Origin of the sequence: Streptomyces shenzhenensis (assembly GCF_003688995.1) — a bacterium.
Lineage (GTDB): Bacteria > Actinomycetota > Actinomycetes > Streptomycetales > Streptomycetaceae > Streptomyces > Streptomyces shenzhenensis_A.
The window spans coordinates 41,036-56,210 of sequence record NZ_PENI01000045.1; the positions used below are offsets into that span (position 1 = coordinate 41,036).

Sequence of the window (15,175 nt, forward strand, 5' to 3'; positions counted from 1 at the left end):
ACTCCCTCCCCCAGCCTCCGGCCGGGAGGTACCCCCAGCCCCGCGACGCCATGCACACTCCCCCGAGCTCTTCGAGCAGGGGGCACCCCCACTCGCCGCACCGGACACAGGCCCAAGTACGTCCAGTACGAGGACCCGCGCCCGGCACACCGAGAGCACGCTCCCCCAAGCTCTCGGCTCCGCTCGACCAGGGGACCCCCACGACCCCGCAGGGCCCGCCCTCCGGGCGAACGACGGGAGTTTGACGACAGGACCTAAAGCAGGACCTCGCACCGGGCCGTGGCCCGGCTCGGGGAGGCGTTCGGTGCCTCGGGCGAGGTTCCGCCGCATCGCTGTCGGCACGCGACCCGCGCTCGCGCAGCGGCACCTCACCATTGTCATCGCTTCACGGAGTGAAGACCGTGGCCGGGGTCCGCGCCCAGTCCTGTGCCGTGCGGCCGAGGAGCCGTTCGATGTCCGCCGGACGCGGCAAGGGTCCGTGGTCCCCGGTCACGTTGAGCGCGGAGACCGCCGTGATGTGGCCCAGTCTGAGGGCGCGCGTCAGTGTGTCGCCGCGCAGCAGACCGGCCAGGAATCCGGCCGCGAACGCGTCTCCCGCACCGACGGGCTCCACCACCCTCGTCCGCAGCGCGGGAACCGTGCGGGTGCCGTGCTCGGTGACGGCTGTCGCGGCGCGGGCGCCGTCCTTGACGACGAGGATCCGCGGCCCCGGCAGCAATCGCCGCAGATCCGCCGGGGTCAGCCCGGCGCCCCAGATGTCCTGTGCCTCGTCCAGGCCCACGAACACGATGTCCGCCCGGTCGGCGAGTGCGCGCAGCACCGCGGGGGCGGTGCCGTCCGGCCACAGGGCGGCACGGTGGTTGACGTCGAAGCTCACCGCGTAGGGGCGTGCGGCGGCCGGCCCGGCGAGTGCCCGGCTCACCAGGTCGCGGCACGAGGGGGAAAGGGCCGGGGTGATGCCGGTGACGTGCAGCAGGGCGGCCGAGCGCGCGGGTTCGTGGTCGAGCAGGTCGGGGCCCAGCGCCGAGGCCGCCGAGCCGGTCCGGTAGTAGCGGACGCGCGTTCCGGTGGGGCCGGGGTCCTTGACCAGGAGACCGGTGGGGCGGTGCGGGTCGGTGCGCACATGTGTGACGTCGACCCCGGCGGCGGCGACCGCCGCGCGCACCTTGTCCCCCAGTGGATCGGCGCCGAGAGCCGAGAGCCAGCTGACCGGGATGCCGTGGTCGGCGAGGTACATGGCCACGTTCGACTCGGCTCCCGCGACGGACAGCCGTAACCGGTCGGCGTCCGCGAGCGGCCCGGGTGGATCGGGGGCCAGGGCCGCCATGGTCTCGCCGACGCAGACGACCCGTCCCGCGGCCGGGCGCCAGAAGGCCGCGCCGGTGACGGCCTCCGGCGGCACGGTCACCACTCCGCGAAGGATCCGTCGGCGTGCCGCCACACCGGGTTGCGCCAGGCGTGGCCCGTGCGGTCGGCGGCGCGCACGGCGGCCTCGTCGATGGTGATGCCGAGTCCGGGTGCGGTGCCGCGGCGCGCGTGTCCGGCCTCGAAGCGGAACGGCTCCGGGTCGACGAGGTACGACAGCAGGTCGGCCTCCTTGTTGTAGTGGATGCCGCGGCTCTGTTCCTGGATCAGGAAGTTCGGTGTGGCGAAGGCGATCTGGAGGCTGGCGGCCAGGGCGATCGGGCCGAGCGGGCAGTGCGGGGCGAGCTGTGCGCCGTAGGTCTCGGCGAGCGAGGCGATGCGCTGTACCTCGGAGATGCCGCCCGCGTGGGACAGGTCCGGCTGGGCGACCGCGATGCCGGCGGTCAGGACCGGTAGGAACTCGCCGCGGGAGTACAGGCGTTCACCGGTGGCGATCGGCACCGGGGTCGCCGTGACCAGTCCGGGCAGCAGATGGCTCTGTTCGGGGACGACGGGTTCCTCCGCGAACAAGGGGTGCAGCGGGGCCAGTTCTGCCAGGACCCGGCGTGCGCTCGCGGCGGTGAAGCGGCCGTGGAAGTCGACGGCCACGTCCCGGTCGGGGCCGAGGACGTCGCGGGCCGTGGCCACCCGGGCGATCACGGCGGCGGTCTCCGCCGCGGTGGCCACCGGTGAGGTGGCCCCGGCGGCGTTCATCTTCACCGCGCTGAAGCCCGCCTCGACCTGGGCCTCGATCTGCTCGGTGAGCTGGGCGGGTTCGTCGCCGCCGACCCAGGCGTAGACCCGTACCCGGTCGCGTACGGGGCCGCCGAGCAGGGCGTGCACCGGCGCGCCGTAGGTCTTGCCCGCGATGTCCCACAGGGCCTGGTCCAGACCGGCGACGGCGCTCGACAGGACGGGGCCGCCCCGGTAGAAGCCGCCCTTGGTGAGCACCTGCCAGTGGTCCTGGATGCGCAGCGGGTCCCGGCCCACGAGGTATTCGGCCAGCACGTCCACGGCGGTGCGGACGATCTCGGCGCGGCCCTCGACGACCGGTTCCCCCCAGCCGACCACTCCGTCGTCGGTCTCGACGCGGCAGAACAGCCAGCGCGGCGGTACGAGGAAGGTTTCTATGCGGGCGATCTTCACGTGCCACCGGTGCCTTTCGTGTCGTCGGTGCCGTGGATCCGCTCCAGATCGCGGCCGGCCTGGTCGAGCAGGGCGCGCATGGCCGCCTCGGCGGCCGACGGGTCGCCGTCGCGCACGGCGTCCAGGACGGTGCGGTGGGCGGGGACGGGGTCCCTGCTGTGCGGGGAGCTGTGCACGATGCGGTCGCGGTGCGCGAGACCGGACTCGATCACCATCTCCATGCGTTCGAGCAGTTCGTTGTGGGTGGCGGCCAGCAGGGCGCGGTGGAAGGTGAGGTCGGCCTCGACGGCGTGGGCGGGGCCCGCGTCGTGCTGTCCCATCGCCTCCAGGGCCGCCGCCAGGGCCACCAGGTCGGCGTCGGTGCGGCGCTCCGCGGCGAGCCGGACGGCGGCCGGTTCGATGGTGACGCGGACCTCGGCGAGGTCGCGCAACAGCGACCGGTCGGCCTCGGTGGTGCGGCCTCCCTCGAACTGCCAGCGCAGCACGTCGGCGTCGAGCAGGTGCCAGTCCGCGCGGGCCCGTACGAACGTGCCGCGTTTCTGGCGGGCGTCGACCATGCCCTTGGCGGCCAGCACCTTCAGGGACTCGCGCAACGCGGTGAGACTGACGTCGAGTTCGCCCTGCAGGGCCACCAGGTCGAGTGTGGCCCCTTCGGGGATCTCGCCGCCCAGGATGCGGTGCGCGAGGGCCTCCACGGTCTGGCCGTGCACGCCGCGGCGGGCGTAGGGCGTCATGTCGTACGGCCTTGCGGTCGGATGCTCACGGCGACGACTGTCGCCCGTGGCCGACACCCTGTCAATATTTATTACTAATTTAGGAGAACGAGGGTCGCAGCCGGCCCCGCGTCTTGACCCGCGCGGTGCCTGGCCGCGGAGTTCGGCAGAGCCCGCCGTCACGGCCGTGGTGGCGCGGGCGGCGGGGCCGTCGTCGGGGCGGCCGGGGCATCGTCCTCGAAGTCGCCGCGGAGGGCTGCCAGGGAGAAGGCCACCGTGGAGGCGAGGAGCAGCAGCGCGATCGTCCCCCAGATCGCGGTGATCGCCCACATCGGCCAGTCGTTGGCCGCCCGCGCCCAGAGCGTCAGGATGGCGGTGGCGCCCATGCCGACGCCGTGCCACCGCACCACGCTCGCGGCTTTCGTGTGACGCCGGTTGCCCCGCGCGAAGAGCGCCCAGAGCCCTCCGGCGAGGCCCATCACGCCGAAGGAGAGACAGGCGAGTGTGCCGCCGAACCGGTCCTCGGGCCGGCCCACGGGTCCGGCGGACGTCTGCTGCCGCCGGCCGTCGGCGTCCTGTACCTCGACGACCTGCCCGTGCCAGATGACGCCGACGACCTTGTCACCGGGCGCCATCTCCGACACCACCGGCTCCGTCTGCGGGAACGTCACGTCCCACTGTTTGCCGGACGGCAGCAACAACTGGGCCTCCGGCGGCTTGCCCCTCTTGCCGCGGTTCAAGGCGGCCTTCCGAACAGTGAATTCCTGCTCCCACCGGCACCCCGACGCCGCCACCGGTACGGTGGCGCAGGCCGGCGCGGCACGGTACTCCCGCTCCCGTTCCAGCGCCCCGGGAATGCCGACGGCCATCGCCACCCCGACGCCGAGCGCCACGACCGCGATCAACACCCATCCGACGGCCCGTAGCCCGTGGTGCCCCGCCGACTTCACCGTAGGTCCCCGCCCTTCCCGCACATCCTCGTCAGCGCATTTCACCACGGCGGCCGGTCACCTCCCAGGGGCCGCCACCGGCAGCGCACGGCCCAGCCGGATTGCCGGAACAAGGCAAGAAACGGACGCCTCTCACCGGACCCGAAGGCATCACGGCGGACGGCGACCCGTCCGTGACAGAACTACGGCGTCCGGCATATCAGTTGGCTGTCACGACAGTCGCCCGGCTCCGGCAGGTCGGTACCTGAGGTGAGGCGACGCCCCGTATCACCCTCCGGCGCCGGCTACTTCGTCGGGAAGAGATCCAGCACGGCCTGCCCGTCGCGGAGATCAGCGACCCGGAAGCCCAGCCCGTTGACGTTGCCCGTTCCCCCCTCGCCGACCGACGTGGACAGGAACACGCCGTCGCCCGAGGCCTGGACGACCACCGAGCGCGCCGTGATGCGCGTGACCTCCAGCGCGGCCACCCCGAACCGGGCGTCGACCGGAATGCGCGTCGGCTGCTCCGTCACGACAATCCGGCAGCGCCCGTCGAAACAGGCACCGGCATCGGTGCCGTCCGCGGCTCCCCCGGCACCGGACGCCGGCGCGGACGGGGAAGCGGCGGGCGCGGACGGCGGCCCGGCCCCCTTCGCCGAGCCGCCGCGCCCCGAGCCGTCGCCCGCCGGCCCGTCCCCCGTCTCGCAGCCCGCGACGGCCACCGCCATGCCCAGCCCCAGCACGGCCATGACGCTCCGGTGCGCACCGATCCCCATCGTTCTGCCCCTCACCGCCTGCCCGGCGCCCGTACCGCACGGGCCTCTCACGGTCTTTCCGTTCCACGGTCCCCCTGCGGGCACACCGTGCGGACGGGCCCCGAACACAAGGCCGCATCAGGGCAGCGCATACGCGCGCCACCGGGGGACGGGCCCCGGCCCCACCAGCCAAGCACCTTGACGCCCAGTCAGGCGATTTGACCGGACAGTCGCATTCGTTGCGTTACGCTCCGGCGTTGTGAGCGAGGTCAGCGGAGAAGGAGCCGTACGGCAGCCGGCGCAACCGCCCGCCGGACCGGAGGCGGCCCTGCGTCTCGCGGTGGTCCTGCTGGTCGCGGCCTCCGGGGCGGTGGAGACCCTCTCCTTCATCGCGCTGGACCACGTCTTCGCCGGGGTCATGACGAGCAACCTCGCGCTGCTCGGAATGGCGATCGGCCGGGGGCAGAACACGGGGGTGACCGCGGCGCTGCTGGCCCTCGCGGGGTTCGGTCTCGGCGCCGCGGCGGTCGCATGGCTCACACGGCGGCACACGGGAACGGTGACGCTTTGGTCGGCGCCGGTGATGTTCTGCCTGGGCGGTGAGCTGGCCGTGCTCGCCGCGGGCGCGGGGATCTGGGCAGCGGTCGGCGGCACGCCGGGGAACACGACGCGGGACGTGCTGCAGTTCGGTGCCGCGGCGGCCATGGGGATCCAGGCGGCGGCGATGGTGGCGGCCGGGCGGGCCGCGGCCCCCACCACCTATCTCACCGGCACGCTGGCCACGTACATCGTCAAGGGGGTGGGCGCCGCCCGGCCGGACCGCTGGGTGCCGGCCCGGCTCTGCGCCCTGATCGTGGGGGCGGGCGTGTGCATGGCACTGCTGCGGGCGGCTCCGGCCTGGGCCGCGGTCCTTCCCGCCGCCCTGGTCCTGTGCGCCCTGCTGACGGCCTGTCAGCCATTGATCAGGCTGCGTCGCGACGCGGACCGTGCGACATGACGATCCGCTGCGGGCGCGCACGAGCAGGTGTCCGGGATCAGGTGGCCCCGATCGCGAGGGCCCGTTCGGCGGCCTCACGCAGGACCCGGACGCTCTTGTCCAGCTCCGCATGTTCCTCGGACGTCATGGCCGGCTCGTGCGACTGCTGGACCCCGCCCGCGCCGAGGACCGCAGATCGGCGGCGACGCCGTCGGCGCGTGCGGTGTCGCGGTCGAGCAGCACGATCTCCCGGCAGGTGCCGCCGCGTTCGACGAGGGACAGGGCCGTGGCCGACCCGACCGCGCCGGTTCCTACGACCGCGACCTTCACAGCCGTTCCTCCCGCGGCCGGCCGGACGGCGGCGTCTCCACCTGCACGGGTACGACGGCCTCGCCGGTGTACGCGAGGAACGTCAACGTCTCCTGGAAATACAGCCGGATGCTCGTGTCGTCGCACGACAAGTAACCGATGGACACGTCCTGGCCGATCCGCAGTTCGAAGTCCCCACCGCGTGTCGACAGCAGGAAGGCGCCGTCGATGGCTGGCGCCCAGACGATGTCGCCGTCCAGCACCCGGGCGATGTGTTTGATGACCGGGTAGCCGTAGTCGGAGGTCTCGCTGACGGCGGTGTACGCCTCGGCGCTCAGCGCCAGCGCGTACGGGCCGCCGACCCCCGCGAGCCGCAGCGCCGTCAGGGCCTTGCTGACGACGTCGGGATATGCGCGCACCTCGGCCGGCAGCGTCAGGGCGGGGTTGGACGAACTCTGCCGCAGTCCGGAGATGCCGGCCGCGGCACAGCCCTCGAACACGGCGTGGTCCTCGACGAAGGCGAGCTTCCGGGCGGCGTCCTTGACCGGCTGCCAGTCCGCGTCCTTGGCTCCTCGCGCGACGTCGTCGACCTGCTGCCGGTCGACGGTGAAGGGCACCCGCAGCTCCACGAGGGGCTGGAACCGGCGTACGCGGGCCGACACCCCGTCGGCCGGCGCCGCCACGTCCGCCAGGTGGCCGTTTCCCACACCCGCCAGTTCGGTGCCGCCCGGCTCGGGCACGTCGACGATCCGCCGGGCCGCGATGTGCCGTTTGAACGTGCGTCGTGCCTCGTCCTCCAGATCGGCCCATGCGGCGGCGGAGATGGGGGCCAGTTCCCGGTGCAGATTGTCCATCGTGCGTGCTCGCCTCCTGTCACGTCCTCAGCTCACCGATGCCGAGGGAGCCGTCGGCGCCGGCCGGCGGGACCGCCGTCGCCACCGCCTCGGTCTCGTCGGCGCCGACGGTCTCCTCGGCCGCGCAGGCGGTCGGCGGACCGGGGAGGTTGTCGAGAAAGTCACCGGTGGGCACGTGGAACAGCGAACCGGTCACCGCCGTGGAGAAGTCCAGGATCCGGTCGTGTGAGGCCGGCGGGGCGCCCAGGAACATGCGCTCCAGCATTCGCTCCGTCACGGCCGGGGTGCGGGCGTAGCCGATGAAGTAGGTGCCGAACTCGCCCTCCCCCACGGTGCCGAAGGGCATGTTGTCGCGCACGATCTCGTGTTTCGTCCCGTCCGGGTCCTCGATCGTGGTCAGCGCCACATGGGAGTCGGCCGGTTTGACGGCGTCGTCCAGCTCGACGTCGGACAGTTTCCGGCGTCCGATCACCAGCTCCTGTGCCTCGGCCGGAAGGGCGTTCCACGCCCGCAGGTCGTGCAGGTATTTCTGCACGATCACATAACTGCCGCCGCTGAACGGGGGGTCCTCGTCCTCGATCAGGACCGCCGCGTCCGCCGCGGGGCCCGTCGGGTTCTCCGTGCCGTCCACGAACCCGAGCAGATCGCGTACGTCGAAGTACTTGAACCCATGCACCTCGTCCCGTGTGGTGACCACACCGCGCAGCCGCTCCATGATCTCGGAGGCCAGCGCGAAGCACAGATCCAGCCGGGCCGCACGGATGTGGAACAGCAGGTCACCCGGGGTCGAGACCGCGTGGTGCCGGGCGCCGACCAGCTCGCGGAAGGTGTGCAGTTCGGCCGGGCGGGGGCCGGCGAACAGCCGGTCCCACGCGTCCGAGCCGATGCCCACGACCACGCTCAGCCGCCCCTCCTGCGACGCCCGGAAGCCGACCGCCCGCTGCAGCCCGGTCACATCCGACAGCGTCTCCCGTACGACCGGCTCGCCGCCGTCGTCGATGGTCACGACCAAGAAGATCGCCGCGCTCGTCAGCGGCGACAACACCGGCTGGGGCACCGGCCGCCGGGAGTGTGCGGGCATGGAGCGCTCCCCTTCCTGACGGTCACGGACGGATGCGGAAGCGGTGATCGCAACCGGAGACACACATGTGGCGGTGTCAGCTCCGGCCCCGCGGCGGCCCGGAATGCGCACACGGGCCCTGCCCCGATCGGGTGCCTCCGGGACACACCCTCTTCACGGTATGGCCCAGCCTCGACACCCGCCACCGGCCCGTTCGGGCGGACGGTCCCGCACGGTCGGCGTCCGCGGTCCTCACCAGTAGTGACGGCGGCCTCCGACCGCGTTCGGCTTTCCCGTACACCGGCGGCAGACGGAGCGGCATGCATCATCCGTTCTCCCGCAACCGTGGGCCCCCCGCGCGGCGGCGGCGCGGTCAGGGGTCACGAGGGACCACCGGCGGCTCCGACGCCATCTCGTCCCAGCTGCCGCTGCCGCTCACCACGGGCGACCGGGTGAGGCCGACGATGCCCACCGCCATGAGGACGACGCCCACCGCCTCGGGCAGCAGGCGCCAGCCCAGCGCGATCCGCTCCCCGAACAGCAGGCCGCCGAGCGCGACGCTGATCAGGGCGTCCCCCAGGGTCAGGGCCGGCTGGGAGACGGCCAGGGTGCCGGCCCGCAACGTCCACTGGAGCAGCAGCACGCTCAGCAGACCGGTGGCGGCGCCGGCGTAGGTGTGCCACGTGGTGAGGACCGCGGTGGGTCCGTACGGGAAGCGCCCCGTCACCTCCTTGATGAGCGCGGCCGTGACCGCGAAGCAGGCGGCGGTCGCGGTGCCGAGCGTGGCGGCCCGCAGCGGGCCGCGTACCCGCAGGGCCGCCGCCAGCAGGGCGGCGACACAGCACGCCAGCCCGCCGCCGACCACGAGCCAGCGCCAGTCGCCGGCCCGGTCCCCGCCCTGTGACGGGGCCGCGCTGAGCAGGAAGAGCGCCAGCCCGCCGGCGAGCATCACGAAGGGGCGCCAGGTCCCGGCGCCGGGCCAGTGCCGGAACACCGCCGCCCCGATGAGCAGGGTGAACAGCAGTTCGGTGGCCAGCAGGGGCTGCACGACCGACAGTTCTCCGGCGTCGAGGGCGATGACCTGGAAGACCGCGGAAAGCAGCATGGCCGCCGCGCCGGCCCACCAGTACGGATGGCTCAGGAGCCGCGCGAGCCGGGCCGGCGCCGCCTCGACGCCGCGGCCGGGGACCGCGTACGGCTGGACGGCGGCCCTGCGCTGCAGGACGGACGTCGCCGCGTTGAACAACGCGGACAGCAGGGCCGTGACGACGGTGAGCACGTTCATGCGGATGCCTGTCGTTCGCGGGAAGCCCTGACGAGCGGCCGCCGCGCCGCCGGTGGGCGGGCAGCGGCCGGCGGAACGAACACAGTGGTAACCGCCGTGCGCGTGGCTAAACCTTCCCGTTTTCGGCTGCGCACGACGGGTGGATACCGGCCGGACCCCGTTTGGCGGCCGGTCGTGCGGATACCTCTGGTTCACTGTGCGATACAAGGTGACCATGACGCATATGTGTCCTCGCCCGCGTCCATGCCTCCCCGGTCCGTTCCCGCCGGCGTACGCTCGCGGGCCCGGGCGGGGCGCCGCCGCCGAGCCGGTGCGGCGCCGGCTGTGAGCCGTCTGCTGGTGGTCAGCGCGAGCATGGGGGCGGGCCATGACGCGGTGGCCGTCGAGCTGGCCCGGCGCCTGCGCACGGCCGGACACGAGACGCTCCAGACGGACGTGCTGAAGCTGCTGCCCGCCCGCATCGGGGCCGGGCTGCGCGGCTTCTACCGCTCGTCGATCCGCCATGTCCCCCTGGTGTACGCGGGCATCTACGCCGCCTTCTTCCGCGCCGGCGGCGGCCCGCGGCCGGGCAGCACTCCCCTCGCCGCGCTCGCCGAGGACCGGTTGCGCACCGAGGTGGCGGACGGCCACGCCGACGCGGTCGTCGCGGTCTTCCATCTCGCCGCGCAGCTGACCGGCCGGCTGCGCGCCCGCGGGCGGCTCGCGGTCCCCAGCGCGGTGGTGATCACCGACTTCGCCGTCCACCGGCAGTGGCTGCACCGGGGCAACGACCTCCACCTCTGCCTCACCGAGGAGATCGCCGAGGACGTACGGCACCGCCTGGGACGGCCCGCCACCGCGTGCGGTCCGCTGCTGCCGGACCGCTTCCGCCCGCACCCGGCCGGCGAGTCGCACTGGCGGCGCCGGCTCGCCGGCGCCGCCGGGCGCCGCCCGCCCGTGCTGCTGTCCGCGGGCGCGTGGGGCGTCGGGAGCCGGCTCGACGCGACGGCCCGGCTGCTGTCCCGTGCCGGCTACCTGCCGGTCGCCCTGTGCGGGCGGAACGAGCGGCTGCGCCGCGCGCTGGCGGAGGTGCCCGGGACGCTCGCCCTGGGATGGGTGAACGACATGCCGGGCCTGCTCGCGGCCTGCTCCGCCGTGGTCGACAACGCGGCGGGACAGACGGCGCTCGAAGCGCTCGCCGTCGGTGTCCCGGTCATCGGATACCGTCCGATCCCGGGCCACGGCGCCGAGGGCGTACGCCGGATGGCCGCGCTCGGCCTGACCGCGTACGCGGTCGACTCGTGGCAGCTGGTGCAGTCCTTGGACCGTCTCACCGCGGGCGGCGCGGTGCCCGGCCGCCGTCTGTCCCGGGGGGACGTCGTCCGTCCGCTGGAGCGACTGGCCGCGCCGCGGTGACGTCTGCCGCCCCGGCGTCGGCGGTACGGACCGGGTTCGGCACGCCGTGTTCGCCGAGCGGCCCGACCGTCAGGCCCGCGGCCCGGCAGGCCCGCACCAGACCGGGCAGCGCCGCCAGCGTCGCCCGCCAGCACCCCGGTGCCGCGTGGCGGTCGGTGTCGTGCAGCAGCACCGTGCCCCCGCCCCGCAGGTCGGCCAGTACGGTCGCGGCCACGGACTCCGCGGTCGCGTCGGCGGTCCAGTCGCGGCCCCAGGCCGTCCACAGGACCGGACGCAGTCCGGTGCGGCGCGCGGCCAGCAGCCGGTCGCCGGTCAGGATGCCGTACGGCGGCCGGTACCAGACGGGAGCGGTGCCGGACACCTCCGCCACCGCCTGCGCGGCTCGTGCCAGCCCTCGGGTCTCCCGGTACGGGGCGGGCCGCCAGGGGCGGTTGTGCGTCCAGCCGTGGACGGCGAGTTCATGACCGCGCCGGGCGATGTCCTGGCTCAGCCGCCGGTGGCCCGGCAGTTGCTCGCCCACCACGAAGAACGTGGCACGGACCGCCAGCTCGTCGAGCACGGCCAGGAAGGCAGGGGTGGAGCGGGGATCGGGGCCGTCGTCGAAGGTGAGCGCCACATGCTCCGGGGCGCCCGTGCCCGCCAGGGCCGGCAGCAGGGCGCGCCGCGGGCCGGGCAGCCAGGTTCCGGCCGGCCCGATGTGGGCGGCGGCGACGAGCGCCGGGACGGCGGCGGCAGCCTTGGCGAGCGACCGGCCCCGGTGAACCTCGTCCGGCACGTCCGTCTCCTCTCGTGTCCCCGCAGTCGCTGTCGCGCCGGTCAGCCGAACCGGGACGCCAGGCGCCGGTACGTGGTGGGCGCCAGGGCGCGCACCGCGATCGGCACACGGAGCCAGCCGGGCACGAACACCTCGTGCCGGTCCCGGCGGACCGCCGAGACGACCGCGGCGGCCACCCGTTCAGGTGGCACCGGACGGGGGCGGGTGCGCGCGTAGGGCACCCCTCGCCGGGCGAAGAAGGGGGTGTCCACCACCCCGGGAACGACATGGGTCAACCGCACGCCGGTGCCCTTCAACTCGTACCGCAGCGCGTCGGCGAAGGCACCGAGACCCGCTTTCGCCGCGGAGTACACCGCTTCCTGCCGTACGCCGACGGACCCGGCGACGGAGCCGATCAGCACGACCCGGCCCTGGCGCCGTGCCGTCATATGGGGCAGGACCTGCTGCACCAGGTGCACCACCGAGGCCAGGTCCACGGTGAGCACGTGGTTCACCTCGTCGGCGGGCATCGACACGAACGGCCCGGACCAGCCCACGCCCGCCGCCGCGACGAGGAGATCGATGTCCTGCGCCTGTCCGAAGGCCCGGTGGGCCAGGTGCCGGGCGCCGTCGGCGGCTGCCAGGTCGCAGGGAATCGCGACGCCGGACGTCTCACGCGCCACCGTGTCCAGTCGGGCCCGGTCGCGTCCGGAGACCAGCAACTCCCATCCCTCGGTCGCCAGCGAGCGGGCGACAGCCGCACCGATCCCGGAGGAGGCACCCGTCACCAGCGCCACTCCCGCCGTGGGTACGATGCCCGACGCGCGGGCGGTCGGGGCCGGGTACGGATCCGTCGTGGCGCGTCCCAAGCTGACCTCCTCCGCGTGGTGGGCCCAGGCACGGCGCCGGAATCCGCAGACCGCCCTTGAGCGCGCCTTCTGAGCCCGTCGATCCTCGCGCCTGCGTGTGTGTCTTCGGCAATGACGACGACCATCGAGGGGTAGCCGCGGCTCGCCGTTTTCAAACCCGCTGCCGCACCCGCCGCGGCCCGCGACCCGCGGCCGGTTTCCGGACCGTCGCTCCAGGGACCGTGTCCGAGAACTCCCCGTCCGCCAAAGCCAAATGGAGCAATGCACGCACCCGTTGTGCCGAGGCGGCGCTGGATCCGGGCCGCCGCCACCGGGCCGCAGCGGGCGGTCGCGGGAGGGGGCGGACCCCGCTTGAAGTCGCCGACGGTCGGACGGACAGTGAGAACCATGAACCGTCACCGACGCCCGTCCCGGAAGGCCCCGTGGATCGTGGGGGGCGCGGCCGTGGTCGTCTGTGGCGGTATCGGCGTGTGGTTCCTGACGGGGCCGCACGGTGGCACGCCGCGTCCGGCACCGTCCCCCTCGGGGAACCTGCCCCTGCCGACACCACCGTCGCGGACGCCTCAGCCGGAAACGCCCCGTACGACGCCGGCGACACCGACCAGGACACCCGGCGCCACACGGCCGGCGCCGACGCGCTCGCCGGCGCCCACCCCGACGGCGACGGCCCGGCAGCCGGCGCCGCCGGCCCACCCGCCGGCACCCCGCCCGACGACCGTTCCTCCGCCGGCCGTACCGACATCCCAGGCACCACCGATACCGACCCGGCCCACGACGCCCACCCCCTCGGCCCCGCCCTCGCCGCCGACACCGGCACCACCGTCACCGACGCCGGCACCCACGAGGCCGACGCCGACGATGACGGCGGCACCGGCATCCGCGCAACCGCGGCCGTCGACACATGTGCCGTCCCGGACACCGGCCCCGACGCTGACGCCCTCGGCACATGTGCCGTCCCGCGTACCCACACCCACACCCACACCCCCGCCGACACACATCCCCACGACCACACCCACACCACCGCGACCGTCGGCACCTACGCCGTCGCCCACCCCGACACAGACGGCCGGCCGCAGCCCGGCGGGCACCACGACATGGTCCACGTCCCGCACCGCAGTGGCCGCAGCTCAGCGGATGGCCGCCGCCCGGACGGTCGGTGACCCCGCGTGCTCGATGGCGGCCGTGGGCCGGCCCGACCCTCGCCTCGTCCCCCGAGGCATCCCCATCGACATCGGCCGCTACGACAACTACTGGTGCCTGATCTGGTAGATGGCCGCCCATCAGCGCGTGCGTACGGGCGGTCGGGGCGCCGGGCGGCTCACAGTCGCAGCTCAGTGGGGAACCCGGACCAGCACAGCTCGGCAGGAAGGTGCCGCATGTCGTTGTAGACCAGCAGGGAGGACGGCCGGCCCGGCGCATAGCGGATGACGGTCAGGGCGGCGTTGCCGTGGTTGAGGCCGAGCCAGCGCCACTTCGGCGCATCGGTGGCATGCCGCACCAGCCAGCCGATCAGAAAGTTGTGGGTGACGACCAGTTCATGGCGCTCCTGGTCGCCCGCCACCGGACCGGTGAACCGCGCCAGGGCACGGTCCGCCAGTTCCGGTCCGCGCTCGCGGTCCTCGGCCGTGGCCTGGGCGAGGAAACGCAGCAGCCGCTCGGCGCTGTCGGGCGGCAGTTCCTCCCGCCGCGGAAAGTACGGGATGTAGTCACCGGCGGCCTCCGAGACCCGGAGGGCTGCGCCGTCCAGGTGTTCGCCGATCAGGTCCGCGGTCTGCGCGGCCCGGGGCAGAGGGCCATGGTGCACCACCGAGATGGGACGCTGCGCCAGCCGACGGCCGAGCAGCGCCGCCTGCCGACGCCCGGTCGCCGACAACTCGCTCTCGTCAGGAAGCGCTTCGCCGTGCCGGACCAGGTAGAGGTAGCGGGTGGCCGTTGCCGTCATGCCCAGGGCTCCTTCACGATCATGTAGGTGCTCTTGGGCTCGACGTCATTCCTTCCCTCCCCGGTTCCGGTCATCGTCCGACGTCACGGCGTCAGGCGCAGTCCTGCGACGAGGATCCCGACCAGCCGGCGCGCGTCGTAGCGGGGGTTTCTGCCGACGCCCGCGCAGATGCCCCCGACGCCGCGCATCAGTTCGTAGGCATCCAGGTCGGCGCGGATCTCCCCGGATTCGGCCGCGGCGTCGAGCAGTTGGGTGCACACGGGCACGAGCCGGTCGAGGAAGTAGGAGTGCAGGGGGTCGAAGCAGGGGTCTTCGGACTGCAGCACGGCGGCGAGTCCCTGCTTGGTGACCACGAAATCGACGAAGAGGTCGAACCATCGCGCCAGGGCCGCGTACGGGGTCGCGCTGGTCTCCGGCAGGGCGGAGCCGGCCTCGGCGAGGGCCTCGACCTGGTGCCGGTAGACGGCGATGATGAGGTCCGCTCGTGTCGGGAAGTGACGGTAGATCGTCGCCGTACCGACGCCGGCCTTGGCCGCGATGTCCCGGATCGGCGCTTCCACGCCTGACGCGACGAAAATCGCGGCGGCCGCTTCGAGCAGGGTCACCTCGTTGCGCCGCGCGTCCGCCCGTTTGGGCCGGCCCACGCCCCCTGCGTCCCGGTCGCTGTCGTTCACCGCGCTCTTCCTTTCGCTGCCGAGCTTGCTAAACGGGACAGCGTCCCGTATCGTCAATCGGGACAGTGTCCCGTTTCTTTATGGTGCCAGATCAGGACACGACAACCAAG

17 protein-coding genes are annotated in these 15,175 nt (G+C 73.6%); 4 read left to right on the forward strand and 13 right to left on the reverse strand.

The annotated features are described in order from the left end of the window. Nucleotides 1-385: 385 nt before the first annotated feature. The 5 genes from CTZ28_RS41515 to CTZ28_RS41535 form a co-directional block, all read right to left on the reverse strand. Nucleotides 386-1,408 (reverse strand): sugar kinase, encoded by a 1,023-nt coding sequence (locus CTZ28_RS41515; protein ID WP_259472053.1) that lies wholly within the window; start codon nucleotides 1,406-1,408, stop codon nucleotides 386-388. After that, nucleotides 1,405-2,550 (reverse strand): galactonate dehydratase, encoded by a 1,146-nt coding sequence (dgoD, locus tag CTZ28_RS41520; protein ID WP_121894940.1) that lies wholly within the window; start codon nucleotides 2,548-2,550, stop codon nucleotides 1,405-1,407. The genes CTZ28_RS41515 and dgoD overlap by 4 nt, the downstream gene beginning before the upstream one ends. After that, the gene (locus CTZ28_RS41525) at nucleotides 2,547-3,284 is read right to left on the reverse strand and encodes a FadR/GntR family transcriptional regulator (RefSeq protein ID WP_121894941.1); all 738 of its coding nucleotides are present in this window, start codon (nucleotides 3,282-3,284) and stop codon (nucleotides 2,547-2,549) included. The genes dgoD and CTZ28_RS41525 overlap by 4 nt, the downstream gene beginning before the upstream one ends. Before the next feature lie 158 nt (nucleotides 3,285-3,442). Then, entirely contained in the window at nucleotides 3,443-4,171 is a 729-nt protein-coding gene (locus tag CTZ28_RS41530; RefSeq protein WP_259472050.1) for a hypothetical protein, read from the reverse strand. Nucleotides 4,172-4,497: 326 nt separating this feature from the next. Then, entirely contained in the window at nucleotides 4,498-4,968 is a 471-nt protein-coding gene (locus CTZ28_RS41535; RefSeq protein WP_121894942.1) for a hypothetical protein, read from the reverse strand. Between the two features lie 238 nt (nucleotides 4,969-5,206). Here CTZ28_RS41535 and CTZ28_RS41540 point away from each other — a divergent pair, with 238 nt between their 5' ends. Next, the gene (locus CTZ28_RS41540) at nucleotides 5,207-5,944 is read left to right on the forward strand and encodes a DUF1275 family protein (RefSeq protein WP_259472051.1); all 738 of its coding nucleotides are present in this window, start codon (nucleotides 5,207-5,209) and stop codon (nucleotides 5,942-5,944) included. A 123-nt stretch (nucleotides 5,945-6,067) separates the two neighbouring features. On the opposite strand, the gene CTZ28_RS41545 is transcribed toward CTZ28_RS41540, so the two are convergent. The 4 genes from CTZ28_RS41545 to CTZ28_RS41560 form a co-directional block, all read right to left on the reverse strand. Further along, the gene (locus CTZ28_RS41545; protein ID WP_121894943.1) at nucleotides 6,068-6,253 is read right to left on the reverse strand and encodes a lactate/malate family dehydrogenase; all 186 of its coding nucleotides are present in this window, start codon (nucleotides 6,251-6,253) and stop codon (nucleotides 6,068-6,070) included. Beyond that, nucleotides 6,250-7,086 carry a family 1 encapsulin nanocompartment shell protein gene (locus tag CTZ28_RS41550; protein ID WP_121894944.1) on the reverse strand — a complete coding sequence of 279 codons (837 nt, stop codon included), beginning with the start codon at nucleotides 7,084-7,086 and terminating at the stop codon, nucleotides 6,250-6,252. Before CTZ28_RS41550 ends, CTZ28_RS41545 begins: the two co-directional genes overlap by 4 nt. 19 nt (nucleotides 7,087-7,105) lie before the next feature. Beyond that, entirely contained in the window at nucleotides 7,106-8,167 is a 1,062-nt protein-coding gene (locus CTZ28_RS41555) for a Dyp-type peroxidase (protein WP_121894945.1), read from the reverse strand. A 352-nt stretch (nucleotides 8,168-8,519) separates the two neighbouring features. Next, nucleotides 8,520-9,431, reverse strand: coding sequence for a DMT family transporter (locus CTZ28_RS41560; RefSeq protein WP_121894946.1), 912 nt, complete (start codon nucleotides 9,429-9,431; stop codon nucleotides 8,520-8,522). 354 nt (nucleotides 9,432-9,785) lie between these two features. On the opposite strand from CTZ28_RS41560, the gene CTZ28_RS41565 reads away from it, so the two are divergent. After that, nucleotides 9,786-10,826 carry an MGDG synthase family glycosyltransferase gene (locus CTZ28_RS41565; RefSeq protein WP_183154851.1) on the forward strand — a complete coding sequence of 347 codons (1,041 nt, stop codon included), beginning with the start codon at nucleotides 9,786-9,788 and terminating at the stop codon, nucleotides 10,824-10,826. Here the strand turns inward: CTZ28_RS41565 and CTZ28_RS41570 are convergent. Both CTZ28_RS41570 and CTZ28_RS41575 read right to left on the reverse strand, forming a co-directional pair. Then, a complete protein-coding gene (locus tag CTZ28_RS41570; protein WP_121894948.1) occupies nucleotides 10,741-11,601 on the reverse strand; it encodes a polysaccharide deacetylase family protein in 861 nt (286 codons plus the stop codon). The two genes, CTZ28_RS41565 and CTZ28_RS41570, sit on opposite strands and share 86 nt — an antisense overlap. A gap of 41 nt (nucleotides 11,602-11,642) precedes the next feature. Beyond that, on the reverse strand, nucleotides 11,643-12,449 hold the full coding sequence (locus CTZ28_RS41575) for an SDR family NAD(P)-dependent oxidoreductase (RefSeq protein WP_121894949.1): 807 nt from the start codon (nucleotides 12,447-12,449) through the stop codon (nucleotides 11,643-11,645). A 470-nt stretch (nucleotides 12,450-12,919) separates the two neighbouring features. Here CTZ28_RS41575 and CTZ28_RS41580 point away from each other — a divergent pair, with 470 nt between their 5' ends. Continuing rightward, nucleotides 12,920-13,609: a hypothetical protein gene (locus CTZ28_RS41580; RefSeq protein ID WP_121894950.1), complete on the forward strand. Its 690-nt coding sequence runs from the start codon at nucleotides 12,920-12,922 to the stop codon at nucleotides 13,607-13,609. Then, the gene (locus CTZ28_RS49065; protein ID WP_259472052.1) at nucleotides 13,584-13,718 is read left to right on the forward strand and encodes a hypothetical protein; all 135 of its coding nucleotides are present in this window, start codon (nucleotides 13,584-13,586) and stop codon (nucleotides 13,716-13,718) included. The genes CTZ28_RS41580 and CTZ28_RS49065 overlap by 26 nt, the downstream gene beginning before the upstream one ends. Before the next feature lie 49 nt (nucleotides 13,719-13,767). Here CTZ28_RS49065 and CTZ28_RS41585 read toward each other — a convergent pair whose 3' ends face one another. Further along, nucleotides 13,768-14,391, reverse strand: coding sequence for a histidine phosphatase family protein (locus CTZ28_RS41585; protein WP_121894951.1), 624 nt, complete (start codon nucleotides 14,389-14,391; stop codon nucleotides 13,768-13,770). Between the two features lie 83 nt (nucleotides 14,392-14,474). Next, the gene (locus CTZ28_RS41590; RefSeq protein ID WP_121894952.1) at nucleotides 14,475-15,065 is read right to left on the reverse strand and encodes a TetR/AcrR family transcriptional regulator; all 591 of its coding nucleotides are present in this window, start codon (nucleotides 15,063-15,065) and stop codon (nucleotides 14,475-14,477) included. Nucleotides 15,066-15,175: the final 110 nt, after the last annotated feature.